Source organism: Nonomuraea sp. NPDC003560 (assembly GCF_042878785.1).
In the GTDB taxonomy this organism is placed as follows: Bacteria; Actinomycetota; Actinomycetes; order Streptosporangiales; family Streptosporangiaceae; genus Nonomuraea.
Window position 1 is genome coordinate 132,049 of sequence record NZ_JBIAOF010000014.1, and the last position, 26,023, is coordinate 158,071.

Genomic DNA, 26,023 nt, shown 5'->3' on the forward strand with positions numbered 1-26,023 from the left:
CGATGGTAGGCGGTCACACCTGCACGGTCGCGAGGATGCGGCCGTCCAGGGTCTCGATGGTGAAGTGGTTGAGGTCGTCCTGGGTCAGGCTGGTGCCGCCGTGCAGCAGCAGGGGGTCGGGGGCGCCCGGGACGCCGTACCCCTTGTCGGGCACGCCCCAGCTCGCCACGGTCTCCGAGCGGCCGTCGTCGCCGAAGGCCACCAGCCGGCACTTCAGCGGCCCCTTGACGCCCTTGAGCTCCAGCGCCACGTGGGTGCCCCAGCCCTTGTCCTCGACGCCCACCACGCCGGACACGCCGGTCGCGGGGTCGTTGACCGGGTAGGTGCGGCCGGTCATGAGCAGGGCGCGGGCGGGGCTGTGCACGCTGTCGGGGTTGGGGCCCGAGGTCGCCGCGTTGACGGCGAGGAAGACGCCGGTCGCGACGAGGAAGCACGCGGCGGCCGACATGAGCCCCCGGTGGAGGGTGCGGCGGCGGCGCTCCACGGCGGCCCGGCGCACCAGCAGCGACTCGACCGGGGAGTCCAGTTCTGAATCGACCGGTCCGGCGCGCAGGTCGTCGGGGTCGACGTCGCGCATCAGCTCCCCCATGGCCGCGAACGCGCCGACCTCGCCGGCGCAGCTCGGGCAGCCGTGCAGGTGGCGTTCGAAGGCGTTGCGCTCGTCGTCGTCCAGCAGGCCCAGCGCGTACGCCGCCACGTCCTCGTGGTGCACTTCGTTCACGGGAGCCCCACCCCCCTTTCCTCCAATGCGATGCGTAACGCCCGCATCGCGTAGTACACGCGGGACTTCACCGTGCCCACGGGCACGCCGATCGTCTCCGCGGCCTCCTGCAGTGTGCGATCGCGCAGGAAGGTCTCCGTGAGCACCTGGCGGTGCGCCGGCGACAACGAGAGCATGGCGTCGGTCACCACGATCTCGCGCAGCAGCCGGTCGTCCTCGGCGGCCACGGCGTTCGCCCGTTCCGGGACCTCCTCCACGGTGTCGAGGGGACGCGTGCCGGCCCGGCGCCGGTCGTCGATCACGACCCGGCGGGCCACGGTGGCCAGCCAGGGCATCAACGAGCCGTTGTCGGTCCGCAGGTCCCCCAGGTTGCGCCAGGCGCGTACCAGCGTCTCCTGGACGACGTCCTCCGCCCAGCGCCGGTCGCCGCCCGTCAGCCGCACGGCGAAGGCCATCAGCGGGGACCCGTATTCGCGGTACAGGGCCCGCACCATGGCCTCGTCGGTCACACGATGATTCACGCGGCGACTCCTCGCGCTGCGTACATCATGAAATGTCGCCCGGATAACTACTGATATTGAATTATTGCCCTAGCACGGGCGAGGAACAAGATACGGGATTTGCATCAATCCCCCCACCTGTTGATTCATCGCTAAAAAGCTGATCATTCTCCCGATGACGCACGCCCGTGCCGACCCGCCGCTCGCGGCCGCACCTCCGAACGTGCCTCCGTACATGCCTCCGTACGTGCCTCCGGACGCGCCTCCAGATGTGCCTCCGGACGTGCCTCCAGATGTGCCTCCGGACGTGCCGGCTCGTGCGGACCGGCCCAGACCTCGGCCTCGCGCAGCAGGTCGCGCACCGAGGCGTGCCGGGCGGAGGCCGCGTGCCCGAGCAGGACGCGCACCAGCTCGATCGCCGTCGGCCGGGCGGCCGGGTCCGGCCGGCGGCACCGCTCGACCAGTCCGCGCAGCGGGGCCGGCAACCGGCCGAGGTCGTCGCCGCCCCCGGCGTGCCCGGCGGCGGCGTGCCCGCCCCCGGTGTGCCCGGCCCCGGTGTGCCCGGCGGCGGCGAAGACGATCACGTCGGCCCACTCGCGCACGTCGGCCGGCGGCAGGTCGCTGCTCCGCGGGCCGGGCGCGAACGACACCTCGCCGAGCGGCCCGACCAGCACGTTGTGCGGCCCGAGCCGCAGCCCCGCGATCCCGGTCAGATGCAGCCTGGCCATGGTGGCGGCCGTGCCCAGCGCGAGCCGGTGCAGCGCCTCCCCCTCGTACGGCCCCGCCGCCGCGACCACGTCGGCCAGCGGCTCACCCATGCCCAGGTAGTCGCGCGGCCGAAGGGCCAGCCCGCCACCCCATCCCTGACTGTCCATCGCCGTCCTCCGGCTCGGTGCCCGTCGTCAGGGTGTACGCCGTCCCGCGCTGGCCGGGTTCAACGGCTCCCATGCGGAAATCTCATGGAACGGCCGTGAAGCGCCGAGCCGGGCGAGGAAGGCCGCGTCCTGGGAGGAGGCGGACCGGCGGCGGTTCGGCGCCTGCCTCGGCCGCCTGGCCGACGACGTGGGCGCCTGACATTTCGGTCGCGGATTTAGATGAGATCAGCTCATGTTCGGTCTTGCCGGGACCCTTCCGGCGGTGGATGCTTGCGGCGACCCCGGTACCGCAGCCTGGGAGGTGGTCCCGTGTTCCACCGTCTCATCCGCCGGGCGGCCGCAGCCGTCCTTCTCCTGACCGGCGCGCTGGTCGCGCCGTCCGTCCCGACCGCCGCCGCGCACGCCGCCGCCGCCGTGAGCGGCTTCGTGGACGGCCACAGCCACCTGTTCTCGTACGAGACGTTCGGCGGCATGCTCATGTGCGGCAAGCCGTTCGACCCCGACGGCATCGAGCACGCGCTGACCGACTGCCCCGACCACTACCCGAACGGCGAGCTGGCCTGGTACGAGAACTTCACCAGGACCGGCAAGCCCACCGGCACCCACGACCCGGTGGGCTGGCCGACCTTCCGCGACTGGCCGGCCAACGACTCGCTGACCCACCAGCAGGCGTACTACACCTGGGTCGAGCGCGCCTGGCGCGGCGGGCTCCGGGTGCTGGTCAACGACCTGGTGGCCAACCGGCAGCTGTGCGCCATCTACCCGCTGAAGAAGTACTCCTGCGACGAGATGACGTCCATCCGCCTGCAGGCCCAGCGGGCCCGCGAGCTGCAGGACCACATCGACGCCGAGTCGGGCGGCCCCGGGCGCGGCTGGTTCCGCCTCGTGAACGACCCCGCCGAGGCCAGGAGCGTGGCCGCGGCCGGCAAGCTGGCCGTCGTCCTCGGGATCGAGACGTCGGAGCCGTTCGGCTGCCGGCAGATCCTCGGCATCCCGCAGTGCACGAAGTCCCAGATCGACCGGGGCCTGGACGAGATGTACGCGCTCGGCGTGCGCAGCATGTTCGTCTGCCACAAGTACGACAACGCGCTGTGCGGCGTGCGCTTCGACTCCGGCACCCAGGGCGCGATCGTCAACGTCGGCAACCTGCTGTCCACCGGCTCGTTCTGGCAGGCCCGCACCTGCACAGGACCCGAGCACGACAACACCATCGACCCGGCCGGCGTGCTGCCCGACCAGATCGCGCGGCTGCTGCCGCCGGGCGTCTCGCTGCCGCTGTACCCGCCGGCGCCCCACTGCAACACCCGGGGGCTGACCTCGCTCGGCACGTACATGGTCCAGGGCCTGATCCGGCGCGGCATGATGGTGGAGATCGACCACATGAGCGTGAAGGCCGCGGCCCAGACGCTCGGCCTGCTGGAGGCGGCCCGCTACCCCGGCGTGATCTCCTCCCACAGCTGGGCCGACCCCGGCTTCTTCAGCCGGATCTACGCCCTCGGCGGCATGATCACCCAGTACGGCCACAACTCCCCGGACTTCGTCGCGGAGTGGCGGCGCACCGCGCCGCTGCGGCAGCAGTACAACGTGGGATACGGCTACGGCCTGGACGTCAACGGCATGGGCCGCCTGCCCGCCCCGCGCGCGGGCAACGCCGCGAACCCGGTGACGTACCCGTTCACGTCCTTCGACGGGAGCGTGCGCCTCGACCGCCAGCGCACCGGCCAGCGGGTCTGGGACGTCAACGTCGACGGCGTGGCCAACTACGGCCTGGTCCCCGACTGGATCGAGGACATGCGCCTGCTCGCCGGTCAGGACATCGTCCGTGACCTGGCGAGCGGCGCGGAATCGTACCTGCGGACCTGGGAGGCGACCGCCGCGCGGCGACTGCCGTGAGGCGGGCGTCCCCGTCGTTCACGCGACCGGCTGGACGGACCGCGAGGTCCGCCGGCCGGTGGCGAGGTTGAGCAGCAGCGAGGCCGCGGTCAGCGCCACGCCGAACCACACGACGCTGGTGACGCCGACGTTGTCGGCGAACAGCCCGCCGAAGAGCGCGCCGAGCGCGATGGAGGTGTTGTACGCCATCGTGTTGAGCGACATGGCCGCCTCGAAGGTCTCCGGCGCGGCGGCGAGCGTCATGTTGACCTGGGCGAGCTGCACCACCCCGAACGACAGCCCCCAGACGACCAGCGCCACGATCGCCCCCGTGGCGCTGCCGCCGAGCGCGAGCAGCAGCAGCATGGCCGTCACGAGCCCCGCGGCGCCGACGACGAAGCTGCCCCGCAGGTTGCGGCTCACGGTGTGCCCGGCGACGAAGTTGCCGATCGCGCCGGCGACCCCGAACACCATCAGCACCCCGGTCACCAGCAGCGGCGAGGCGCCCGCGTTGGCCTCCAGGAAGGGCCGGACGAAGGTGTAGGCCCCGAAGTGGCCGAGCACGAACAGCACCACCGTGAACAGCACCATGCGCAGCGGCACGTTCCGCAGCGGGAGCCCGAACACCTCGCGGACCGAGACGGCGTTCGCCGACGGCAGCGACGGGATCGCGGAGGCGACCGCCAGGAACACCAGCCCGCTCAGCCCGCTCCAGATGAGGAACGTGGTGCGCCAGTCGGTGAGGCTCTCCAGGAAGGTGCCGAGCGGGATGCCGACCACGGTGGCGACCGAGATGCCGGACATCACGACGGCGGCGGCCCGGTTGGCGTGCCGTTCCTCGACCAGCCGCATCGCCATGCTCACGCCGATGGCCCAGAACACGCCGCTGGCGAAGCCCAGCAGGAGCCGCGTCGTCAAGATCACCGTGTAGCTCGGCGCGATGCCGGTCACCAGGTTGCCCACGGCCAGCACCGCCAGCAGGACCGACAACAGCACCCGCCGGTTGACCCGCCTCGACCACGCCACGATGAACGGCACGCCCAGCCCGGCCGACACGCCCTGCAACGTCACCATCAACCCGGCCGCGCCCACGGAGATGCCCAGATCCTCGCTGAGCGGGGTCAGCAGCCCCACCGGCATCAACTCGGTCGTGAGGAAGACGAAGAGGCTGGCCGTGATCGCGGCGACCCCCGCCCACGCCCGGAAGGCGGAGCGTGTCGCCTGCGGAGAAAGAGTTTGCGTCATGCGACCAGCCTGCCGACACTCCATCGATGAGTCCAACACATAGTTTTCATCGCGATCGATCGTCTGACACGATTGATCCATGGAGCTTCAACAGCTGCGGTACGTCCTCGCCGTCGCCGAGACCAGCAACTTCACCCGGGCCGCCGAGCGCTGCCGGGTCGTGCAGTCGGCGCTCAGCCACCAGATCGCCGCCCTGGAGCGGGAGCTGGGCGCCCGGCTGTTCGAGCGCACCAGCCGCCGCGTGCGGCTGACCGCGGCTGGGGAGGCGTTCCTGCCCGCGGCCCGCGACTGCCTGGAGGCCGCCGACCGGGTGCGGACCGACGTCGCGGCGGCCAGCGGGGAGATCCGCGGGCGGCTCGCCGTCGGCTCGATCCCGACGGTCTCCGCCGTGGACCTGCCGGTCGTGCTGAAGGAGTTCCGCCGCCGGCACCCGCGGGTGCGCATCACGCTGGTCTCCGCCGGCAGCGAAGACCTGATCGAACGCGTCCGGCGCGGCGAGACGGACGTCGCCTTCCTCGGCCTGCCGACCCGCGCGGAGCCGAAGGCCGTCCGGAGCCGCCCGCTGGCCCGGGGCGAGCTGGTCGCCGTCGTCGCCCCGGACCACCCCCTCGCGGGCGGCGAGAGCGACCTGCGCGGCCTCGCCGACGAGCCGTTCATCGACTTCCGCGCCGGTCACGCCGGGCGCATCCAGTCGGACGTGGCGTTCGCGGCGGCCGGCGTCCACCGCGAGGTCGCCTTCGAGGTCACCTCCGCCGAGTTCATGGTCGATCTCGTCCGGCACGGCCTCGGCGTGGGCCTGCTCCCCGCCGCCTACGCCCCCCGCTTCCCGAACCTCGGCCTCGTCCGGCTCCGCGACGCCCCGGCACGGGTGGAGCACCTGATCTGGGGCGCCCACCCGTCCGCGGCGGCCACGGCGTTCCTCGGTCTGATCGGCCCGCCGTCCGGCGGCGGCGGGAGCGGGGTCAGCCGCGCAGCAGCGGCTGGCCCGGGAGCTTGACCTTGGTCTTCATCAGGCTGGGCGCGCCGTTGCCGCCGATGTTGACGAAGTAGAGCGCCTTACCGTCGAAGGCCAGGCTGGCCGGGCTGTCCAGCTTGTCGGCCAGCACCTCCACGCCTCCGCCGGTGCGGACGATGCTGAGGGTGTTGCCCGTGTAGCTCGGCACGTAGAGCTGTCCGCGCACGTCGAAGGCCACGCCGTCGGCCCCGGCCAGCTTGGCGTCCTTGACGTACACGGTCGGCACGCCCGCCTTGCCGCCCTTGCCGTACGGGACGCGGACGATCTGTCCTTCGTCCGACACGGCCACGTAGAACGCGCCCGAACGCCAGGCGATGCCGTTCGCCCCGGTGCCGTCCGAGCCGACGAACAGCGACGACTTGGCCCAGACCGCCGCCTTGCCGTCGGTCACGCGGTAGACGACGCTGTTCGTGGTGTCGGTGACGTAGAGCGCGTGGTCGGGGCCGAAGGCCAGGCCGTTGGCGAAGCCGATCGGCAGCGCGGCGTAGAGCTTGGCCTCGCCGTAGGAGGTGATCCGCCAGATGCCGTTGGTGGCGGCCGCACCGGAGTTGAGCGCGGCGTAGACGTTGCCCTGGCGGTCGGTGGCCAGGCCGTTCAGCTTGCCCTCGCCGATGGGCAGGGCGGCCAGCAGGCTGTCGGTGCCGGTGCTGTCGACCTTCCTGATCTCGCCCTTGGTCAGCAGGCCGACGTAGATCGTGCCGTCCGGGGCGACGGTGACGCCCTCGGTGAGGTCGCTGTACGGCTGCACGACGATCGGGCGCAGTGCGGCGGCCTGGGCCGGCGTGGCGACCAGCGTCAGCAGCGCGGCGGTGGAGAGGAAGAGGGGGATGCGCTTCATGGCTGTGATCCTGACGCCGCAAGATCGCCATGACGTCACCGCCACTTCCGCGAATCATCATGCGATCGGCACACCATGCGCGCCGGGGCTCTCCTCGCTCCCCTGATGGTCGGTGAGGTCGCGCAGGCGCCGGATCGGCGAGGCCAGCAGGACCAGCGGCACGCAGACGGCCGCGACGACGAAGATCCACAGGGTCGCCCGCGCGCCGAGCAGCCCGGCGATCATCCCCGCGACCAGCCCGCCGACCGGGATCGCGCCCCAGGAGACGAAGCGGACCGTGGCCATCACCCGGGACAGCAGCTCGGGCGGGCTGGCGAGCTGCCGGTACGTCCGGGTCACCACGCTGAGCACCACCACCCCGGCGGCGAACACCACGTTGCCGACGGCGAACGCGGCGAAGCCCGGCCAGCCGTCGCCGAGCGGGATGACCAGCGCCCCGGCCACCACGACGAAGCCCGCGCCGACCAGCGTACGGGCGGTGCCGAACCGGGCCGTGAGCCGGCTGGTCGCCGCCGCGCCGATCAGCGTGCCGACGCCCTCCACCGCCAGCAGCAGGCCGACCAGGCCGGGCTCGGCGTGCAGCTCGCGGACCAGGTAGAGCGCGTAGAGCGCGTGCTGCGCCCCGCAGACCGTGTTCACCGCGGTGGCGGCCCACATGCACGGCCCCATGACCGGGTGACGCACGACGAACCGCCGGCCTTCGCGGATCATCTCGCGCATCGGCGGGTAGCGATCGGGGGTCTCGGGACGGCGCTCGGGCAGGGTCCGCAGCAGCAGGGCCGAGACGAGGTAGCTGACGGCGTCCACGAGCAGGGTGGGCACCGCCCCGAGCACCTGGACGACGAGCCCCCCGACCGACGGCCCGCCGAGCTGGGTGGTGGCGTGGGTGCCGGAGGTCAGGCTGTTGCGGGACTGCAACTGCTCCTTGCTCACGATCGACGGCAGGAAGGTCGCGTTGGCGACGTCGAAGAGCACGTTCGCGAAGCTGGTCACCAAGGCCACGATCACCAGCTGGGCGATGGTCAGCTCGTCCAGCCACCAGGCCACCGGGATGGACACGATGGCCGCCGCGCGCGCCAGGTCGGCGGCGACCTGCACCGTCCGCATCGGGAGCCGCTGCACGATCACCCCGGCTGGCAGGCCGATCACGATCCAGGCGACGTAAGCGGCGGCGGCGATCACGCCCATCTCGAACGCGGAGGCGTCGAGCACGGTCAGGGCGGTCAGCGGTAACGCCACCGCGCCGACCGCCGAGCCGACCGCGCTGGTCGTGCCGGCCGTCCACCACCGCCAGAAGACGGCCGCGCCACCTCCGCCGTCGATCCCCATCCCGCACCTCCGCCAAGTAAGTTCCAGAATGGAACGCACTATACTGGAGCCCGTGAAGCGCGCCGATCTCCCCGACTCCGACTGCGGCATCGCGCAGGCCCTCGGCGTGATCGGCGACTGGTGGACGTTCCTGGTCGTACGCGACATCGCGGGCGGCACCACCCGCTTCGACGGCCTCCAGCGCGAGCTCGGCGTCAGCCGCCGGGCCCTGGCCGAACGCCTGGCCAAGCTGGTCGAACACGGCGTGCTCGAACGGCGGCCCTACTCCACCCGCCCTCCGCGCCACGACTACGTGCTGACGGCGAAGGGCGAAGGTCTGCTGCCGGCGCTCATCGCCCTCCAGGACTGGGGCGTGCGGCACGTGATGGGCGACGGCGCCCTGACCGCCACCAGCGAGAACGGCTCCGCCGAGAGCCGTCGCGTGCACGAGCTGGTCGGCCGGAAGATCCCCGGCGTCCTGCTGGAACGCCACGACGGCGAGCTGGTCGCGCCCAGCGCGCCGGGCGCCTGGACGGTGCTCTACTTCTTCCCCGGCGCGTTCGCCCCGGGCGCCCAGGACTACCCGCCCGGCTGGGCCGACATCCCCGGCACGACGGGCTGCACCCTGGAGGCTCTCACCTACGCGTCACGGTTCGCCGACTTCGAGGCGGCGGGCGCCACGATCCGCGGCGTGAGCACCCAGCGCCCCGACCAGCTGGCCGCGTTCGTCACGCACGCGAAGCTGCCCTTTCCCCTGCTGTCCGACCAGAACGACAGGCTCGCCGCCGGGTTGCTGCTGCCGACTTTCCGGACGGCCGGCGTCGACCGCCTCAAGCGCCTCACCCTGCTGGTCGACCCCGGCGCGGTCGTCCGGGCCGTGCAGTTCCCGATCACCGATCCGGCCGGTTCGGTGGACGAGATGCTCGCCCTCGTCCGCGACCGCTGACCGCCGGCCTGCGGCAGGATGGCGCCATGCTGGAGATCGACTTCCTGACCGAACCCGACCGCGCCCGCTGGGAAGTGCTGGCCCGCGGGCAGGACGCCTACTTCGACACCGAACGCGACGACGACGCCTACGAACGGACCTGGCGGCGCCTGATCGACGACGAGCAGACCCGCGGGATCACCGCCCGCCTGGACGGCGAAATGGTGGCCATCGCGCACTACCTCTTCCACGCCAGCGTCTGGTATGCCGGGAGGTGCTACATGGCGGACCTGTTCGTGGACGCCGCGTTCCGGCGGCGGGGCATCGCGACGGCGGTGATCGAGTGGGTGGCCCGCGACGCAAAGGACCACGGCTACCCCAGCCTCTACTGGAACACCCTCGAAGACGCCCAGGCCCGCGCCCTGTACGACAAGATCGGCAGGTTCCACGAGGGCCTCATCCTCTACACCTACCGCCGCGACACCGCCCGGTAGGGGCCGTCAGCCCCCGCCGTACAGCGTTGTGAGCTGCGCGGCCAGCTTCGTCAGCTCCCGCTGGACGGACTCCGGGCCCTCCACGACGACGAGGTCGCCCCAGCCCGCGAGCTGGCGGGCGATGTCCAGCGCGGTCGGCGCGGTGAGCGTGACGCGCACCCGCTCCCCGTGGGAGATCACCTCGCAGTGGCGGCCGAAGCGGTCGCGCAGGACGCGCAGGTAGCGGGGCTCGATGGTCGCGGTGGCCGTGGTCGTCGCGCGGCGGGCCTCCATCGCGGTGACGACCTCGTCCCAGGCCGTCGCGAGGTCGAAGTCCGCCGGGCGTTCGGCCGGGTCGTCGGTGACCTCGGCGTCGGTGACCCGGTCGACGCGGAAGGTCCGCTGCCCGTCGGGGGTGCCGGCGATCAGGTACCAGGTGTCGTCCTTGTCGACGAGGCCGTACGGCGCGACGACGCGCTCCCGTCCTGAGTAGGTGAGGCGGACCTTCCGGCGCCGGACCACCGCGTCCTCCAGCAGGTTGACGAGCGCGGGCCGGGTACGGCGGTGCTCGCCCCAGCGGGCCGGATCGACCACGACGGCGTCCGCCGCCGCCTCGGCCTCCTGCCGGAACGTCGAGGGCAGGGCGCGTACGAGCTTGCGCAGCGCCGCCTTGGCCTCGGGCGCGATGGCCGCAGCCGGGCCGAGCAGCAGGAACAGCGCCCTGGCCTCGGAGGCCTTGAGCCCGGACAGGTCGGTGCGGGCGCCGCCGAGCAGGGCCCAGCCGCCGCCGCGCCCGGCCTGCGGGTAGACGGGGATGCCCGCCGCCGACAGGGCCTCCAGGTCACGGCGCGCCGTGGCCACCGAGACCTCCATCTCGGCGGCGATGTCCGCCGCCGTCACCCGTCCGCGCGCCTGCATCAGCAGCAGGACGGCCACCAGTCGATCCGCTCTCACGTCTTCCGACGATGCCAGAAAAAGTGCTCATTCGATGAGCACTTTGCCTGGCAGCATCGATCTCACAAGCCACCGCAACGAAAGGCGCGAGGACATGCTCCGCGGACTCACCACCATCAGCTTCTACGCCCACGACGTCGCCGCCGCCCGCGACTGGTACGCCGACCTCCTCGGCATCCCCGCCTACTTCCAGCGCCCCGAACAGGGCGACCCCGTCTACGTGGAGTTCCGCGTCGGCGACTACCAGCACGAACTCGGCATCATCGACGCCCGCTTCGCCCCGCGGAGCCGGAGCGCCGAAGACGGCGGCGCCATCGTCTACTGGGCCGTCGACGACCTGGAAGCCACTTGGCAGCGGCTGCTGGAGATGGGCGCCACCCCCTACGACAAGCCCACCGAACGCGGCCCCGGCTTCACCACCGCCTCCGTCCGCGACCCCTTCGGCAACATCCTCGGCATCATGATCAACCACCACTACCTGAACATCCTCGCGAGCCGGAAGGGCTGACCACGATGACCGACGACGCCCTGCGCCTGGACGACGCCGCCGCCTGGAGGTCCTGGCTCACCGAGCACCACGGGACGGCCGCCGACGTCTGGCTGCTGATCGCCAAGAAGAACAGCGCCGCGACCACCGTCACCCTCGACGAGGCCCTGGACGAAGCGCTGTGCCACGGCTGGATCGACAGCCACCGCAGGGCCTTCGACGGCGACTTCTACCTCCAGCGCTACTCGCCGCGCGCCCGCCGGAGCCCCTGGTCCGCCATCAACGTCGCCAAGGCCGAGGCGCTGACGGCGGCCGGCCGGATGCGCCCGGCGGGCCACGCCGCGATCGAGGCCGCCAAGACCACCGGCCGCTGGCCCGCCTGACGCCTTCCCGCTCGGCAGGGGCGCTCCGCCCCCTCGTGACGCGCGCCTTTCACGGGGCTCGAAGCCGTGTCAGAACGATGTCAGGGCCGTGTCGGGTCGCCCGGCCACGATTGCCGACATGGACACAGCAACGCGGCCCCCGGCCGGCGCCCACCCGACAGGCTTCGTCGCGAAGCTCCTCGCGGACCGTCACTCCGTCCCGCTCTCCATCGCACTGCACCTGGTGCCCGGCGCGGCCATCGTGGCCGTGTACGCGTTCGTCGCCGCCCCGCTGGTGCGGGCGATGGGCGCGCCGATCTTCGCGGCCTGGGCCATGGCCCTCGCGATCGTGCTCTTCCCGCTCCAGCTGTTCCTGCTGTGGCTGGGCAGGAAGCAGACCGGCCGCTTCACGATGAAGGGCGTCGTCCGCTACCGCGACAAGCCGCTCACGCGCCGCAAGGTCATGTGGCTCGGGGGCGCGTGCCTGGTGTGGATGACCGTCGTCTCGCTCGCGCTGACCCCGCTGGACAACCTCGTCTACGACTGGTTCTTCACCTGGGTGGACTACCAGGGCGCCGGCCCCGACGGCACCACCTACCTCCAGGGCTACCCGCACGCGGTCGTGCTCACCACGCTGATCGTCTGCGGGCCGTTCACCGGCTTCACCCTGCCGCTCATCGAGGAGTACTACTTCCGCGGCTTCCTGCTGCCCCGCCTGCCGCAGCTCGGCAAGTGGGCCCCGATCTTCAACACCCTCCTGTTCTCCGTGTACCACTTCTGGGCCCCCTGGACGGTCCTGTCGAAGCTCGTCTTCCTCTACCCCGGCGTCTGGCTGGCCTGGAAGAAGCAGGACATCCGCATCTCGATCACCATGCACCCCGGCACCACGCTCCTGATGACCGTCGTCGGCATCGTCGCCCTCGCCTCCGGCGCCGCCTCGATGTGAGCCGCCCCCTTCCCCGGAACGACGAAGGCCACGACCCCGCACAACGCCGCGGGGCCGTGGCCGGACGTTTTCCCCTACCGGCTTCCCTACCGGCTTCCCTACCGGATGAACACGCTGGTGCCGACGATCTCCTGGCCGTCGTTCGGCGGCACCGTCCCGGTCACCGGCCCCTCGCAGCCCGGCCGGAGGAACACGATGGCGAGCTCGTTGGTCCGGTTGTAGACGAAGGGGTTCGCGCTGTCGGAGGTGTAGCAGCCGCTGGGGTCGTCGTACTGCGCCCGGTTGATGTAGAGGGTGCCGGTCGCGGCCGAGGCGGGGGTCGCCAGGCTCAGGACGAGTGCGGCGGCGGTGGCGAGGCCGGTCAGGCTGGTCGTGGTACGGAGCATGAGCGCGTTCCTGTCCCTTGAGGTACGGCGCCGTGGCGCCGGCGTCCTCGCCATCATTCACTTTTTGTAGTTTTTTGACTACTGTTCGTGACGACAGTGATCGGTGACGCTCGACGAGCGGCTACTCGGGACGCAGCAGCTGCTCGCGCCTGGTCAGCAGCCGCGACTGCTCGGCCAGCAACTGGCCGCGCCGGCCCTTCAGATGCGCCCTGGTCTCGCGCACCCACTGCGCCAGCCTCTGCACCTCGGCCCTGGTCTTCTCGATGCGCTGATGCTTGAGCACGTCGCTGATGATGTTGTCGAAGAAGGCGTCCACGAACCACCGCGTGTCCACCTTGGGCATCACCGGCCGGGACGCGATCCCGGTGTCGGCCAGCTCGCGGGAGAAGACGTCCAGAGCTCGCTGGGCGTGCCAGGCGGCCTTGTCGGCGCTGGTCAGCCTGTCGTGCTCGAAGGCGTCGGCGATCAGGCCGCCGCCGAACACGTCGAAGGTGGAGGCCGTCCTGGCGGAGTCGAGCAGGCGCAGGACGACGGCCAGCGCCTCGTGCGCGCCCTGCCCCGCCCGGTGGGCCTCGTCGCACTCACGCACCTCGGCGCTCAGCCGGTCGAGCGCGGCGCCGAGGTCGGCCAGCTCCCGCGCCCGCGGATCGCCGCTCCGGACGATCTGCTGCTCCTTCTCGACCAGCAGCCGCGCGTACTCGCGGGAGGCGGGGTCGAGCACGGCCAGCTCGGCGTCGGCCGCCGCCACGTCGGCTTCGAGCTGCGCGAGCCGGGCGCGGTGACCGTCCACGCGTTCCCTGGCCACCACCACCTCGGCGCGCTCGCGTGCCAGCCGCTCCTCCCGGTCGCCCAGCAGGCGGGACAGGACGGCGGACAGCCCGCCCTCCAGCCGGGCGACGTCGCGCTCCTCGTCGGCCAGCTCGGACTCCAGGCCCTTCAGGGTGTCACGGACGTCCGCGATCTGCCGCGCGGCGCTCCCGCGCAGCCGCCGGACGTGTTCGGCGCGGTGCATCCTGGCGAACGCCTCGCGCAGCCGTTCGTCAAGTTCCGGGGAGAGGGTCACGCAATGAACGACGAACGGCCCGGACCGGACGTTCCTGGTTGCTGCAAGGCTGCCGCGACACGAAGGTGAAGGTCGAACAGCGGCTCCAGCCGGTTGGCGACCCGATGTGGCTCGTCGGCGGGCGCGCCTGATCCCCCACTCGTCACATTTGCCGGAAAAGGCGATTCAAAGCGCAGCGAAAGCGGATCCATATCGGCTGTCGTTAGGTTCGTTCCAGTGATCGCCCCAAGCTGATCAGCGCACAGGATGATCGCACTCCTGTCCCACTGGTTCACGGAGATCGAGACGGAATTGCGTCGCGTCTCCCACGACAACGAGAGGAGCATCAATGGAAACGCCGTCGCGTAACGACTCGCCCATGGCCGTGGTCGACATCTCGGACATCATCGTGTTCGAGGACTCGACTTCCACCGCTCAGGGCCGTCAGCTGTGGATGCGGCCCGAGCAGGATGTCGGCCACTGACGGTGAGCCGCGACCGGGATCGGCCCGATCCGGGCCCTTCCCGGCATCTCCTGAACGGAGACGACGTCCCCCAGGACGTCATCCGAATGTAGCGACGGGCGCCTTCCAGGCGTCCTGAGCCGACGGCGCAAGACCTCCTTCCGTCCGTCGCGAGGGAACGGGGTCTTGCGCCCACCGGCCGCAGAAATCTTCCGGAGGTCTGAAACGTGCTGGACGAGGGGAAGTGGCGGGAGCTCTGCGAGCGCAACGCGCCCGGATTCACCGAGCGCGTGCACGTCCCCGGCCTGATCACCAGGCCGGAGGCCCTCACCGACCTGCTCCTGAACGCCGTCGCGGCGGCCACCACCCGGGTGGACGAGGACGACGCGGACCTGCCCACGATGCGGGCCTTCCGCGGGGCCGCCCTCGACTACGACGCCTCGGAGCGGCTGATGTCGGGCGCCTTCTCCCGTGCGCACGACATCCACTCCTGGCTTTTCGAGCAGGGCGGCAAGACCGACATCTGCCTCGCCGCCAACGGCATGGAATCGTGGGACGCGGAATTCGGCGAACTGCTCTACTCGCATTTCGTCGTCCCGCTCGCGGAGGCGGGCGTCCCGCTGACGCGAGGAATCGACTGGTACTGCTTCGTCGCCAGCGCCGGTCCCACTCCTTTCGGGGTGCACACCGACCCCGAGCCCTCCTTCATCTTCAATCTCGGCCCGGCGAGCAAAACGGCCTGGACGTGGTCGCGGTCGAGCCTTTCCGCGCTCGGCAACGGGCGGCCGAGAACGCTCGACGCCGAGCCGCTTCTTCCGGCGGCGGAAAGCGTCCGTCTGGCGCCGGGCGATTTCCTCTTGATTCCCGCGGGGATGTTTCACATCTTCCGCAATGACGGCCCATCGACATTGCTGGGGCTCACGGTTTATCCGGAGGACCCCGCGCAGACCGCGACGGAGGCGCTGCTCCACCAGATGCGCCGCCGCCACGAGCCCGATCCGCTGGACGCCTTCCGCGCCGCCCTCGCGGGCGACGGCGTCGAACGGGCCGCGGAACGCCTGGCGCGACTGCTCCGCTCCAGCGGGTACGGCACGCCGCCGCGTTTCCCCCGCAGAGCCGTCGATCTGGGCCCGCCGTACAAAGTCACCCGCTTACCGATCATCACCACAGGCAGGAGCGTCTTCGCCATGGGACGGGAACTCACCGTCGACCTGGGCGATCTGGCCGGCCTGCTACAGCCGGGAGCCCTCGTCGGCGAGGACGAGCTCGGCGACGCGGCCGCCACGCCGGAGCTGAGAGCCGCCGTGCGGGCGTTGATCCAGGTAGGCGTCCTTCGGAGCGTTGGGACACCACAATGACACTGTCCTGGGACATCATCGTCGAAGCGCTGGGCGGGGAGACCGTCTGGCGCAAGTCGTTCGGTCACGAACTGCTGAAGGGCCGGGTCTCGCGGGAGCACTCCTGGGAGTCCTCGCTCGGCTGGCGCGTCGTCGACCACCTCATGAAGACGACCACGATCGAGCCGCTGATGATCCGGTTGTCCGCGGACCCGATCGCCTATCCGGGCAGCTACATCAGCACCCGCATCGACGGCGGCGACATCGTGCACCGCAACTGGCGCTACGGCCCGATGATCGAGTACCTGCGGTCGGGCGCGACGCTCATCGCGAACCGGGCCGATCGTCTGCACGTGGGGCCCGCCCGCCTGCGCGAGCAGTTCGAGTACTTCGCCGACGACCCCGCCTGGGTGAACGGCTACGCCTGCTGGACCGAGAAGTCGGCGTTCGGCCGCCACTGCGACGGGCACTCCACGGTGATCTTCCAGGCCGAGGGCAGCAAACGCTGGCGGATCTGGGAGGGCACCGGGCCCGACGCGAAGCTGATCGAGGAGGCGGACATGCACCCCGGCGACGTCTGGCACATCCCGCGCCGCTGGGATCACGAGGCCACCGGTATCGGGCCGAGCCTGCACTGGACGTTCGGCGTGCACCTGTCCACTCCCGAGGACCTGACCAGGACCGCGATGGACGCGTGGACCAACCGCCATGGCGAGCGCAGACCTGACGACGCCGTGGCGCTCGACTCCCTGATGACCTCGCTGTCCACGGACGTGCACCAGGCGCGCGAACTGCGTTCCGCGCAGTCACTCGAACGGCGTGAGGGGCTGTCGCTGCCCTGGTCGGTGCAGAGCGCCTCCTTCGCGGGCACCGGCCTGCGGTGGGCGGCCCGCTTCCCGCCGCTGGTCACGTACAAGGAGGAGACGATCACCATCGAGAGCCTCGGCGTCCGGCTCAACGTCGACGCCAGGCTCGCCCCTTGGGTGAAGGCGTGGTCGGCGGGGCGGGTCGTCAGGCGCGAGGACGTCATGGGCATCCCGCTGGGGGACGACGACCTCGACGCCGGGCTCGACGCGCTGGTCAAGGCCGGGCTGCTCCTGGTCGAACAGGTGGGGTGAAGCGCGCCATGACGAGCGACACACCGGCCGCGACGCCCTGGGCGCTCAACCCGGCGTTCCGGATCGAGGGCGCTGAGCTGGTCAACGACACCGAGGGCGTCCGGCTCGCCCTGACCGAGCCGTTGCGCGAGCTGTGGACCGGCCGTGCCACGCTCCCGGCGGTACGGCTGACGCCGCAGGCCGAGCAGGCGCTGCGCAGGGTCAGGCTGATCGTGCCGATGGGCGCGACGGCGGCGGCCGGCGGCGGGCTGGCCCGCGTGGCCGTGACCCCGCTCGCCTTGCCCGCCGGCAAGCGCGCGAACGCGGCGGTGTGGGGGGTGATCGGGGCGCCGGTGGACCTGGGAGGTCCGCCGGGGCCCCGGCCCAGGGACGGCGTCCCCGTGATCCGCGCGGCCCTCGCCCGGCGGCTGCGCCTGCTCGGCCAGGACGGGGCGTGGTCGTGGTCGTTGCGCGCCAGGCCCGCCGACGGGCTGCCCGGCGTCGCCGATCACGGCGACCTCCTCGTCGATCCGGCGACGGACACGGGCGTGACGGCGCACGAGCGGCTGCGGGCGCTGGTCGGCGCCGTGGTCGCCCAGGGGCATCGCCCGCTGGTGGTGGGCGGGGACCACTCGGTCAGCTACCCCGCCATCGGCGCCGTCGCCGACGCCTACCCCGGCCTCCGCGTCGTACACGTGGACGCGCATGCCGACCGCAGGCCGCGCGGGGAGCGGGCCACGGCCGACTGCGGGAACTTCGTCAGCTGGGCGCTGGCCGAGCATTCCCGCCTGCGCTGGCTCACCGTGGGCGTCCGCGGGGTGGACCCACAGGTCGACCTGGCCGCCGACGCGCACGAGGAGCGGGTCGCCTACCTCACCGCCGATGAGGCCGCCGAGCCCGGCACGGCCGAGCGGATCGCGCGCTTCTGCGACGGGCGGCCGGTCTACCTCACGGTCGACGTCGACGCCCTCGACCCGGTGCACGCGCCCGACGTGGTCTACCCCTGCTCAGGCGGCTTCGCCCCGGCGACGCTGACGGCGGTGGCCCGTGCGGTGGCGGGCGCCGGGCGGCTGGTCGGGGCCGACTTGGTGGAAGCGTGCCCGTCCCCGACCGGCCGGCACCTGGCGGCCAGGCATCTGGCGGACCTGATGGTGACCGTCCTGCTGGAAGAGGCCCGGCGGGCCCTGTCCGCCCCCCATGACCAGCCGGAACCGTTGACAGACGACCTCCCTGGAGCAGTTGGATGACCGAGGCCAGACCCGTGTCCACCTCGCCTCTGACCTCGCTCCCTTTCCGGGTCCACCTGGCGGGGCAGGCGGTCTCGCGGCTCGGGGACGGTGTCGTCGCGGTCACCTTCGCCTTCGCCGCTCTGGCCGTCGCACCCGACGGGCGGGGCATCCCGATGGTGCTGCTGGCCCTGTGGGTCTCGCGGTTCGTCTTCGTCGCGTACGGGGGCGCCCTGCCCGACCGCATCGGGCGGCTGCCCGTCATGTTCGGCGCGGACCTGGTCCGCCTCGGCGCCCAGCTGTTCCCCGCGCTCACCTTCGCCTTCGGGCAGCCGCAGCTCTGGCATCTCGTGGCCTCGGCCGCGGTGTACGGCGCGGCGACGGCCTTCTTCATGCCCGGCGCCGTCGGGCTCCTGCCCGAGCTGGTCCGGCCGACGCAGTTGCAGAAGGCGAACTCCTGGCTCGGTGTCGCCGGCGACACCGGCAGGCTGGCCGGGCCCTCGCTGGCGGCGCTGCTCGTGGCGTTCGGGGGTGTCCCGCTGGCGCTCTTCTTCGACGCCGCGACCTTCGTCTTCTCCCTGCTCTCGCTGGCCTGGTTGTGGCGGCTGGTGCCGCGCCGCCAGGAGCCGGAGGCCGCGGAGGGCGAGAAGCACGGTCCTCGGGAACGGGTGCGCTTCCTCGACGCGATGCGCATCATGCCGCGCGTTCCGTACATTCTGGGGGCGATCCTCATCTGGGTGCCGGCCCAGATCGGTCTGGCGTCGGTGAGCGTGCTCGGGCCGATCGCCGTGCGGGACACCTTCGGGAGCATCGAGGAGTGGGGCGTCCTCGTGACCTTCCTCGCGGCGGGTGGGCTGCTGGGAGCGCTGGTGAGCGGCATGGTGCGGGTCGCGTGGCGCGGTGTGCTCGTCGTCGTCCTGCTGGCGGCGTCGATGCCGGTCCAGCTGATCGCCCTGGCGTACGGCCAGGACCTGGTGGTGATCGCGGCGGCCCTGTTCCTGACGAGCCTCACCGCCGGGGTCGCGGGCATCGTCTTCGACACGCTGGTACAGCTCTCCGTCCCCGCCTCGATGCTCTCGCGGGTGGGCTCGTTCGAGACCACGATGACCACGGCGATGGTGCCGCTGGGCTTCGCGATCGCGTTGCCGCTGGCGAACCTCGTGGGACGGACGGCGTACCTGGCCGGGCTGGCGGCCGTCATCGTGGTCACGTCCGGGGCGGTGCTCCTCTGGGCGGTCGCGCGATCGGGCGTGCGCGACCGGTTCGTCGAGGAGTCCGCGGGCGACCTGGCGGGCCGCGATGCCTGACGGGACACGCGGGCTGGCCATGCTCGGCTGGCCGGACGGAGCCGTGTGGCCGCGCGACGAGCATGTGCCCGCGCGGATCGCCGCCGTGCACGGGAGCCTCGCCGAGGCGTGCGCCGTCGCCCCCGGCGAGACGGCCGGCTGGGTCCGCCACACAGGCGTCAAGCTCGCAGGCACGCTCGATGTCACCCCCGTCGCCGGCGACTGGATCACGATGCGGGGCGTCGAGGTCATGGAGGTGCTGCCGCGCCGTACCGCGCTGTCGCGCCCCAGCCCGGGCGGGCGGGGCCGGCAGGTCCTCGCCGCGAACCTCGACACCGTCGTGGTGACGGTGCCGGTCGATCGCGGGCTGAATCAGAAGATGGCCGAGCGGCTGACCGTCATGGCCTGGGACAGCGGGGCCGTTCCGGTCCTGGCCCTCACCAAGTGCGACGCCTGCCGGGACGTGCCGGAGACCGTCGAGCAGGCGGCCTCCCTGGTGCCGGGGGTCGAGGTCGTGGCCACCAGCGCGGTCACCGGCGAGGGCGTCGCACGGCTGCGCGAACTCATGGGCCCGGGGACGACCTCGACGCTGCTCGGCGCGAGCGGCGTGGGCAAGACGTCGCTGCTGAACGTCCTCGGCGGCCACCGCGAACGGGTCGCCGCCGTCAGGCGCGACGGAGAAGGCCGCCACACCACGACGACGCGGCGGCTGCACTTCGTGACGGGCGGCGGCGTCCTGATCGACCTGCCCGGCATCCGGGCGCTGACCCTGTCGGCGCGTCAGGAGGCGATCACCGACGTCTTCGCCGAGATCGCCGAGCTGGCCGGGGAGTGCCGGTTCGCCAACTGCGGTCACGAGCACGAGCCCGGCTGCGCCGTACGGCAGGCGGTCGAAACCGGGCAGTTGCCGCGACGCCGCCTGGACGCGTGGGACGCCATCCAGCGGCAGCTCGCGCACGAAGAGCGCAAGCACGATCCGATCGCGCGGGCGGCCGAGAAGGCGAAGTGGAAGGCAGTGTCCAAGGGAATCAGGAGGCGTCAGCGTGGCTGAGACACTCACCCGTCCCCTCACGGAGCGCGCGGTGGCCGGAGGGCGGGAACCGCTGATCATCAGGCGGGCGGCGCTGGACTGGCCGCTGGCGCGGACGGTCCGCGACGGCGGCCTTCTCGCCCGCTTCGGTGACCAGGAGGTGGGCGCCACGCGCACCGGCGAGCGACGGACGATGACTCTCGCCGAGGCGCTCGCGCTGAACAGCGACGAGTTCGACCCGTGGTATCTGTGCTGGAACGTCCACGGCCGCCGCGACGAGCTGGTCGGCGAGCTGCCCGAGGCGTTCGCCTCGTGGTTCGACTGGCTGCCGGAACCGGTGCGCCCAGCCTGGACGTGGATCTTCGTCGGCCCCTCGGGGACCGGCACACCGCTGCATCTGGACACGATGGGCAGCTCGGCCTGGAACGCGCTGCTGAGCGGCGCGAAGGAGTGGCGCGTCATGTCGCCGCGCCGTTCCGTGCGAGCCGGCCTGCTGAGCCAGGCCGTGGCGGAGACGCTGCCCGACGTCGGCGACGTCGAGTACACCTGCACCCAGCATCCCGGTGACCTGCTGTTCGTCCCCGGAGGGTGGGCGCACGAGGTCATGAACACCGGAGACACCGTCTCCATCACAGGAAACTTCGTCAACGCCTCGAACATCGGCACGGTCGAGGCCGCGCTGACCCGTTCCGGCGACGACACCTGGCGCGAGATCACCAGACGGGTACGGCAGGCCGCCACGCGGCTGCGGGAGGAGCAGGGATGAGTGACGTGACGACCGCGGTCGGGCGGCGCTACGCCGTGATCGACGACGCGTTGCCCCTGGACGCCTTCGACGCCTGGGCGAAGGCGGAGCGGGCGGTCACCTACCGGCCCACGTTCAGCTCGATCGACCCGGTCTTCGACGGGGTGGCGTTCCACGCCGACGCCTCGTTCGCGTCGGTGCCGGTCGGCGACGAGCACGGCGCGGCGATGCGGTCGGCCGTCAGGAAGGGGCTCGAAGCCTTGGGCCTCGATCTCGCCGACGGCGAGCATTTCAGATTCTGGCGCTACGGCCGTGGCAGCGGCCTGGGCTGGCACGACGACGGGCGTGGACGCGGAGCGGCGTTCACGTTGTACCTGTCGGGCGAGTGGCGGGCGACGTGGGGCGGCGAGCTGGAGCTGTTCGACTGCCCGGTGGACGATGTGCCGTGCGTGCATTTCGACGTGGCCAGGGACCTGATGGACGCGCCGCTTCCCGCCACGGCGATCGCACCGCGGCCGAACCGGCTCGTGGTGATGGCGGCCGGGACGTTCCACCGGGTCAGGCCGGTGGAGGCGGGCGCGGGCGACCACCTCAGGCGCTCGATCACCGGCTTTCTGGCTCCCTGACGGCGCACCACTTTCCCCGACGCTGATCAGCTCCTGCTCGGCTCGGCGGCGGCGTTCCACCGGCCAGTCCGGGAAGTAGGAGCCCGGCCTGAGCTTCGGGACGGCCAGCTCGATCGAGCCTGCACGGTCGTGATGGACAAGACCTTCAAGCCGTGGGCCGGGTAGAGCAGTGGCTCCCCGTCTGGCTCCCAGAGATCAACACTGACCCCCGGAGCCCCTTCCGAGCAGCAAGAGAGCCGGAACCCCATCGGCTTGACCTTGACGCGGCGTCAAACTGTTCAATGAGGGCATGCGGATCGGCGAGTTGGCCGCGCTGGTCGGGGTTTCCACCCGTACCGTGCGCTACTACCACCACCTGGGAATCCTGCCCGAGCCTGAACGGCTTCCCAACGGCTACCGGGAGTACCGGCTGCGCGACGCCGTACGGCTGGCGCGGGTGCGGCATCTGGCCGGGCTCGGGTTGTCGCTGGAGGAGTTGCGGGACGCCCTGGCCGACGACCGGGGCGTGGACTTCCGGGAGGCGCTGCAGGAGCTGGACGCCGACCTGGCCAGGCAGCAGGAGGCCATCGCGGCGCGGCGGGCCCGGCTGGCGGCGTTGCTCGCGCAACCCGGCCTGAGCCCGGAGTCGATGATGTCCCCCGACGCGGCGGCCGTGCTGCGTGACCTGGGCGGCGGCGGGTCGGCCTTCGGGGCGTTGGACCACGAGCTGCTGACCCTGGCCACCATGTTGTCCGACGAGGAGGGCCAGGCGGGCCTGGCCGAGCTGATGCGCCCGATGACCGAGCCGGCCGCGCTCGCCGCCGGGCACGAGCTGTACCGGCGGCTCGACGAGCTGGCGGACGCGCAGGCCGGGGACGAGCGGATCGGGCCGCTAGCCGCGGACATGGCCGCCCACATACCGGACGAGCTGGCCGGGATGGTGCCCTCCGGCCCGGGGGCCGACCTGTCCTGGATGGAGACGATGCTCGGGGAGTTGTCGCCCGCGCAGGCGGAGGTGCTCCGGCTGCTGTTCACCGAGCTCACGGAGACCGGATCGAAGGAGGGGGCGGGATGATGGGCGTGGTGCGCGCGGTCCTCAGGTTCGAGCTGGCGGGGCTGACCAGCGTGGCCCTGTGGGCGGCCCGGCGGCGGCACGGCGTCCCGGCGGGGGCGACCGCCGTGTCGTACGCCAAGGAGCAGGCGTTCACCCTGGGCCTGTTCATGTTCGCGATGGTCGTCGAAACGGCGGTCGTGGACGTGCTGCTGGTGGTGAACGACGTGCCGGCGGCGATCCGCGTGCCGGTGTTGGTCGGCGACCTGTACAGCCTGCTGTTCGTGGTCTTCATGGCCGCCGCCTCCGTCACCAGGCCGCACGTGGTCACCGAGGACGAGCTGCGCGTCCGGTACGCCGCCTACTTCGACCTGCGCGTGCCGCGCGACCTCATCGCCTCCGTCCGGACCGTCCAGAACTACAACGAGGCGGGGCTGATCAGCGTGGACGGCGGCCGGCTGGGCGTCGCGGTCGCGTCCAGGACGAACGTGACGGTGGAGCTGACCGGGCCGGTCGTCGCGGTGCGGCCGCTCGGCGGGCGGGCCGAGGTCACCTCGATCCGCTTCTTCGCCGACGACCCCGCCGCCGCGGTCGCCGCCCTGCGCTCCCCGAGCCGTACCCGCTGAAGGATCCCGGGCGGGCGGCGACTCGCCCGGGATCGTCTGCTCAGCGTGCCGACTGCGAAGTGAGCGCGGTCTTCGCGGCGGCGGCGGTCCGCGGCGGGATGCCGTTCAGGTTGAAGGCGAACCTGGCCGTGGAGTCGGCCACCGCGTCGGCGTCCACGTCGAGCGCGGTCGCGTTGATGTTGGCGATCGTGTCGCACGCCTGGTGGTAGCAGGAGTCGTAGGGCTGGCCCGCGACACCGCCGAACAGCGCGGCCTCCTCCGCCGTCTTGATGCCCTCGGCGCCGGTGAAGATGCCGCCCGCGGGGATGCCGACCGCGATGAACGGCCCGTAGTCGGAGCGTCCGTCGAAGTCGGTGCCCACGGTGGGCAGGTGGCGGGAGGCGTAGAAGTCGGCGAGCTGCCGCTCGATCTGCGCCGATCCGGGCGGACCGGCCGGCGAGCCCTGGCCGTCGGAGTCGTCGCCGTCGTACAGCTTGTACGCGTAGTTGGGCGAGGCGACCATGTCGAAGTTCAGGTAGACCCGGATCCGGTCGCGCTGGGCCTGGGACAGCTTCTCGACGTACTGGTCGGAGCCGAGCAGGCCGATCTCCTCGGCGGCCCAGAACGCGAAGCGCACCTTGTTCTTGACCGGGAAGAGCGCCATCTCCTCGGCCACTTCGAGGATGGTCGCGCTGCCCGAGCCGTTGTCGTTGATGCCGGGTCCGACGGTCACGCTGTCGAGGTGCCCGCCGACCATGACGACGTTGCGCGGGTCGCCGAACCGGGACTCGGCGATCACGTTGTCGTTGGTGCCCAGGACGAGGTTGGCGTCGACCTTGAGCCGCACGGTCGGCGAGCCGGCGGCCAGCTCGTTGCCGACGGCGAAGTCGGCGAAGACCATGGGCACGTTCGCCCGCCACTCGCCGATGTCCAGCGGGAACGCGTCGGTCCGGCCCGGCTGGCCCTCGTTGAACACGATGATCCCGGACGCGCCGGCCCGGCCCGCGTTGCGGATCTTCTGGGCGAAGGCGCAGGTGCCGCGCTGGATGAGCGCGATGCGCCCGGCGACGAACCCGGCGAAGTCCGACTCCTCGCAGCCGCTGGTCGAGGTGGGCGTCGGGGTCGGGGGCAGGATCAGGTCCACGCCCTGGACCTGCGCGGTCACGTCCCCGGCGGGTGACGGCTGGAAGGAGTAGAAGTCCTCGTTCGGCACGTACGACTTGGCGTCCGGCGCGGTCCGGTTGAGCGTGGGCGGGCTGTTCTCGGTCCAGCTCTCGACGAAGTTGATCGGCTGGAACGTGACCTTGTAACCGGCCTTGCGCAGCTTGCCCGCCACGTAGTCGCGGGAGGCGTTGTAGCCGGGTGTGCCGGCGGCGCGGGTGCCGCCGTTGGCGTTGGCGATGGATTGGAGTGCTTCCAGGTGCTTCTTCACGTTCTCGCCCTTGACCTGCTTCACCAGCAGCTTGGCGAAGACGTCGTCGAGCGGGCCCGCGCTCGCCGGGACCGCCATGGCGACGGGTAAGGCGAGAGCGGCGACCAAAGCGATGATGATTCTGCGCATGCAGGCTCCCCTAGGAGTGAGATGCGGAGAAATCCCCCGAGCCGCAATGATTCGCAAGGTAGCCCGTCGAAGCAGCCCTGAGAAGGTCTACCGGCCTACGCCAATGCGTCAATATCCGGACACTACGCTGACTCGGCACGCCGGGCGCGGGCGCGACGCTTGCCCTCGTGCATCGCCTGGACGCGGGCCACCGGGATCGTGTGCCCCTCCGCGACCAGGTCGGCGGGCAGCTCGCGCGGCTCCGGCATGAGCTCGGCCCACGGGTCCCGCCCGCCGAGCAGCCCGGCCGCGTTGTGGATGGTGAAGTCGGCGGGCACGACCCGGTCGAGCTCGTCCCAGGCGACGGGGAAGGAGACCGGCACGCCCGGCCGCACCCGCGGGCTGTAGGCCGACACGACCGTCGCGCCGCCGGCCCTGGTGGAGTCGATGAACACCTTGCCCGCGCGGTCCTCCCTGATGAAGGCCGTCGTGGCCAGCGCCGGGTCGAGCCGCTCGGCGCGGGCGGCCAGGGCCCGGGTGGCCGCGGCCAGGTCGTCCATGGCGGTGCCCGGCGGGACGGGGACGAACACGTGCACGCCCTTGGCCCCGCTGGTCTTGACCGCGCCCGCCAGCCCGGCGTCGGCAAGCGCCTGGCGGACGAGGTGGGCGGCCCGTACGGCGAGCGGGAAGGAGTCGTCGCCCTCGGGCGGGTCGAGGTCGAGGATCATGTGCGTGGGCCGGCCGTCCAGGAACAGCGCCGGGTGGTATTCGACGGCCCGCTGGTTGGCGAACCAGAGCAGGGTGCGCCGGTCGTCGCACAGCGCGTACGTCACCTGCCTGCGGGACGCCTCGGCCCACACACTGACCGTCCTGATCCAGGAAGGGGCGTATTTGGGCAGGTTCTTCTGCATGAAGGGTTCCTGGCCCGGCCGTACCCGCAGCACCGACAGCGCGCGCCCGCGCAGCGCCGGGACGATGCGGTCGGCGACCGCGTCGAGGTAGTCGACCAGGTCGCGCTTGGTGGCGCCGGACCCGTCGAACAGCGGCTGGTCGAGGTTGGTCAGGGCGACGTCATCGGCGGTCACCCGC

Annotated in this window: 28 protein-coding genes and 1 pseudogene; 16 read left to right on the forward strand and 13 right to left on the reverse strand. The window is 71.8% G+C overall.

Features of this window, described 5'->3' with window-relative positions:
* Nucleotides 1-13: 13 nt before the first annotated feature.
* From ACFYUV_RS42080 to ACFYUV_RS42090, 3 genes are all read right to left on the reverse strand, one after another.
* Nucleotides 14-721 (reverse strand): zf-HC2 domain-containing protein, encoded by a 708-nt coding sequence (locus tag ACFYUV_RS42080; RefSeq protein ID WP_387679436.1) that lies wholly within the window; start codon nucleotides 719-721, stop codon nucleotides 14-16.
* A complete protein-coding gene (locus tag ACFYUV_RS42085; protein ID WP_352355860.1) occupies nucleotides 718-1,212 on the reverse strand; it encodes a sigma-70 family RNA polymerase sigma factor in 495 nt (164 codons plus the stop codon). Before ACFYUV_RS42085 ends, ACFYUV_RS42080 begins: the two co-directional genes overlap by 4 nt.
* A 173-nt stretch (nucleotides 1,213-1,385) precedes the next feature.
* Entirely contained in the window at nucleotides 1,386-2,096 is a 711-nt protein-coding gene (locus ACFYUV_RS42090) for a hypothetical protein (RefSeq protein WP_387679439.1), read from the reverse strand.
* 309 nt (nucleotides 2,097-2,405) lie between these two features.
* On the opposite strand from ACFYUV_RS42090, the gene ACFYUV_RS42095 reads away from it, so the two are divergent.
* A complete protein-coding gene (locus tag ACFYUV_RS42095; RefSeq protein WP_387679442.1) occupies nucleotides 2,406-3,989 on the forward strand; it encodes a Coagulation factor 5/8 type domain-containing protein in 1,584 nt (527 codons plus the stop codon).
* An 18-nt stretch (nucleotides 3,990-4,007) separates the two neighbouring features.
* Here ACFYUV_RS42095 and ACFYUV_RS42100 read toward each other — a convergent pair whose 3' ends face one another.
* On the reverse strand, nucleotides 4,008-5,213 hold the full coding sequence (locus ACFYUV_RS42100) for an MFS transporter (RefSeq protein ID WP_387679445.1): 1,206 nt from the start codon (nucleotides 5,211-5,213) through the stop codon (nucleotides 4,008-4,010).
* Nucleotides 5,214-5,292: 79 nt separating this feature from the next.
* On the opposite strand from ACFYUV_RS42100, the gene ACFYUV_RS42105 reads away from it, so the two are divergent.
* Nucleotides 5,293-6,210 (forward strand): LysR family transcriptional regulator, encoded by a 918-nt coding sequence (locus ACFYUV_RS42105; protein ID WP_387679448.1) that lies wholly within the window; start codon nucleotides 5,293-5,295, stop codon nucleotides 6,208-6,210.
* Here ACFYUV_RS42105 and ACFYUV_RS42110 read toward each other — a convergent pair.
* Both ACFYUV_RS42110 and ACFYUV_RS42115 read right to left on the reverse strand, forming a co-directional pair.
* Complete coding sequence (locus ACFYUV_RS42110) at nucleotides 6,176-7,066, reverse strand: SMP-30/gluconolactonase/LRE family protein (protein WP_387679450.1); 891 nt, start codon at nucleotides 7,064-7,066, stop codon at nucleotides 6,176-6,178. The two genes, ACFYUV_RS42105 and ACFYUV_RS42110, sit on opposite strands and share 35 nt — an antisense overlap.
* A 57-nt stretch (nucleotides 7,067-7,123) precedes the next feature.
* On the reverse strand, nucleotides 7,124-8,395 hold the full coding sequence (locus ACFYUV_RS42115; protein ID WP_387679452.1) for an MFS transporter: 1,272 nt from the start codon (nucleotides 8,393-8,395) through the stop codon (nucleotides 7,124-7,126).
* 52 nt (nucleotides 8,396-8,447) lie between these two features.
* Here ACFYUV_RS42115 and ACFYUV_RS42120 point away from each other — a divergent pair, with 52 nt between their 5' ends.
* Nucleotides 8,448-9,320, forward strand: coding sequence for a winged helix-turn-helix transcriptional regulator (locus tag ACFYUV_RS42120; RefSeq protein ID WP_387679454.1), 873 nt, complete (start codon nucleotides 8,448-8,450; stop codon nucleotides 9,318-9,320).
* A 26-nt stretch (nucleotides 9,321-9,346) separates the two neighbouring features.
* Nucleotides 9,347-9,793: a GNAT family N-acetyltransferase gene (locus ACFYUV_RS42125; RefSeq protein WP_387679457.1), complete on the forward strand. Its 447-nt coding sequence runs from the start codon at nucleotides 9,347-9,349 to the stop codon at nucleotides 9,791-9,793.
* Between the two features lie 6 nt (nucleotides 9,794-9,799).
* On the opposite strand, the gene ACFYUV_RS42130 is transcribed toward ACFYUV_RS42125, so the two are convergent.
* Nucleotides 9,800-10,726 (reverse strand): helix-turn-helix transcriptional regulator, encoded by a 927-nt coding sequence (locus ACFYUV_RS42130; protein WP_387679460.1) that lies wholly within the window; start codon nucleotides 10,724-10,726, stop codon nucleotides 9,800-9,802.
* A gap of 94 nt (nucleotides 10,727-10,820) precedes the next feature.
* Between ACFYUV_RS42130 and ACFYUV_RS42135 the strand changes: the two genes are divergently transcribed.
* The 3 genes from ACFYUV_RS42135 (at nucleotide 10,821) to ACFYUV_RS42145 (ending at nucleotide 12,521) form a co-directional block, all read left to right on the forward strand.
* Entirely contained in the window at nucleotides 10,821-11,234 is a 414-nt protein-coding gene (locus tag ACFYUV_RS42135; RefSeq protein ID WP_387679463.1) for a VOC family protein, read from the forward strand.
* A gap of 5 nt (nucleotides 11,235-11,239) precedes the next feature.
* Nucleotides 11,240-11,596: a YdeI family protein gene (locus ACFYUV_RS42140; protein ID WP_387679466.1), complete on the forward strand. Its 357-nt coding sequence runs from the start codon at nucleotides 11,240-11,242 to the stop codon at nucleotides 11,594-11,596.
* Nucleotides 11,597-11,714: 118 nt separating this feature from the next.
* A complete protein-coding gene (locus tag ACFYUV_RS42145; protein WP_387679469.1) occupies nucleotides 11,715-12,521 on the forward strand; it encodes a type II CAAX prenyl endopeptidase Rce1 family protein in 807 nt (268 codons plus the stop codon).
* Nucleotides 12,522-12,619: 98 nt separating this feature from the next.
* Here ACFYUV_RS42145 and ACFYUV_RS42150 read toward each other — a convergent pair whose 3' ends face one another.
* The 3 genes from ACFYUV_RS42150 to ACFYUV_RS42160 all read right to left on the reverse strand — a co-directional run bounded on the left by ACFYUV_RS42150 (nucleotide 12,620) and on the right by ACFYUV_RS42160 (nucleotide 14,245).
* Nucleotides 12,620-12,907: a hypothetical protein gene (locus ACFYUV_RS42150; protein ID WP_387679471.1), complete on the reverse strand. Its 288-nt coding sequence runs from the start codon at nucleotides 12,905-12,907 to the stop codon at nucleotides 12,620-12,622.
* Between the two features lie 121 nt (nucleotides 12,908-13,028).
* Entirely contained in the window at nucleotides 13,029-13,970 is a 942-nt protein-coding gene (locus ACFYUV_RS42155; RefSeq protein WP_387679472.1) for a hypothetical protein, read from the reverse strand.
* Nucleotides 13,967-14,245 carry a hypothetical protein gene (locus ACFYUV_RS42160; protein ID WP_387679475.1) on the reverse strand — a complete coding sequence of 93 codons (279 nt, stop codon included), beginning with the start codon at nucleotides 14,243-14,245 and terminating at the stop codon, nucleotides 13,967-13,969. Before ACFYUV_RS42160 ends, ACFYUV_RS42155 begins: the two co-directional genes overlap by 4 nt.
* A 457-nt stretch (nucleotides 14,246-14,702) precedes the next feature.
* Between ACFYUV_RS42160 and ACFYUV_RS42165 the strand changes: the two genes are divergently transcribed.
* From ACFYUV_RS42165 to ACFYUV_RS42195, 7 genes are read left to right on the forward strand one after another with little or no spacing between them, the layout of a single operon-like run.
* Nucleotides 14,703-15,770, forward strand: a complete 1,068-nt coding sequence (locus ACFYUV_RS42165; protein ID WP_387679478.1) for a hypothetical protein — start codon at nucleotides 14,703-14,705, stop codon at nucleotides 15,768-15,770.
* The gene (locus tag ACFYUV_RS42170; RefSeq protein ID WP_387679481.1) at nucleotides 15,767-16,867 is read left to right on the forward strand and encodes a JmjC domain-containing protein; all 1,101 of its coding nucleotides are present in this window, start codon (nucleotides 15,767-15,769) and stop codon (nucleotides 16,865-16,867) included. Before ACFYUV_RS42165 ends, ACFYUV_RS42170 begins: the two co-directional genes overlap by 4 nt.
* Before the next feature lie 8 nt (nucleotides 16,868-16,875).
* The gene (locus ACFYUV_RS42175; protein ID WP_387679483.1) at nucleotides 16,876-18,093 is read left to right on the forward strand and encodes an arginase family protein; all 1,218 of its coding nucleotides are present in this window, start codon (nucleotides 16,876-16,878) and stop codon (nucleotides 18,091-18,093) included.
* On the forward strand, nucleotides 18,090-19,379 hold the full coding sequence (locus ACFYUV_RS42180; RefSeq protein WP_387679486.1) for an MFS transporter: 1,290 nt from the start codon (nucleotides 18,090-18,092) through the stop codon (nucleotides 19,377-19,379). The genes ACFYUV_RS42175 and ACFYUV_RS42180 overlap by 4 nt, the downstream gene beginning before the upstream one ends.
* Nucleotides 19,372-20,409 (forward strand): ribosome small subunit-dependent GTPase A, encoded by a 1,038-nt coding sequence (gene rsgA / locus ACFYUV_RS42185; protein WP_387679489.1) that lies wholly within the window; start codon nucleotides 19,372-19,374, stop codon nucleotides 20,407-20,409. Before ACFYUV_RS42180 ends, rsgA begins: the two co-directional genes overlap by 8 nt.
* Nucleotides 20,402-21,154 carry a JmjC domain-containing protein gene (locus ACFYUV_RS42190; protein WP_387679492.1) on the forward strand — a complete coding sequence of 251 codons (753 nt, stop codon included), beginning with the start codon at nucleotides 20,402-20,404 and terminating at the stop codon, nucleotides 21,152-21,154. The genes rsgA and ACFYUV_RS42190 overlap by 8 nt, the downstream gene beginning before the upstream one ends.
* Nucleotides 21,151-21,759: a 2OG-Fe(II) oxygenase gene (locus ACFYUV_RS42195; protein ID WP_387679495.1), complete on the forward strand. Its 609-nt coding sequence runs from the start codon at nucleotides 21,151-21,153 to the stop codon at nucleotides 21,757-21,759. Before ACFYUV_RS42190 ends, ACFYUV_RS42195 begins: the two co-directional genes overlap by 4 nt.
* 18 nt (nucleotides 21,760-21,777) lie before the next feature.
* Here ACFYUV_RS42195 and ACFYUV_RS42200 read toward each other — a convergent pair.
* A pseudogene (locus tag ACFYUV_RS42200) lies at nucleotides 21,778-21,885 on the reverse strand (transposase); the annotation flags it as partial.
* Nucleotides 21,886-22,048: 163 nt separating this feature from the next.
* Here ACFYUV_RS42200 and ACFYUV_RS42205 point away from each other — a divergent pair.
* Nucleotides 22,049-22,813, forward strand: a complete 765-nt coding sequence (locus ACFYUV_RS42205) for a MerR family transcriptional regulator (RefSeq protein ID WP_387679498.1) — start codon at nucleotides 22,049-22,051, stop codon at nucleotides 22,811-22,813.
* On the forward strand, nucleotides 22,810-23,415 hold the full coding sequence (locus tag ACFYUV_RS42210) for a hypothetical protein (protein ID WP_387679501.1): 606 nt from the start codon (nucleotides 22,810-22,812) through the stop codon (nucleotides 23,413-23,415). Before ACFYUV_RS42205 ends, ACFYUV_RS42210 begins: the two co-directional genes overlap by 4 nt.
* Before the next feature lie 40 nt (nucleotides 23,416-23,455).
* Here the strand turns inward: ACFYUV_RS42210 and ACFYUV_RS42215 are convergent, their stop codons facing one another.
* The gene (locus ACFYUV_RS42215) at nucleotides 23,456-24,955 is read right to left on the reverse strand and encodes a M28 family metallopeptidase (protein WP_387679504.1); all 1,500 of its coding nucleotides are present in this window, start codon (nucleotides 24,953-24,955) and stop codon (nucleotides 23,456-23,458) included.
* A gap of 122 nt (nucleotides 24,956-25,077) precedes the next feature.
* Complete coding sequence (locus ACFYUV_RS42220; RefSeq protein ID WP_387679507.1) at nucleotides 25,078-26,019, reverse strand: DNA polymerase domain-containing protein; 942 nt, start codon at nucleotides 26,017-26,019, stop codon at nucleotides 25,078-25,080.
* Nucleotides 26,020-26,023: the final 4 nt, after the last annotated feature.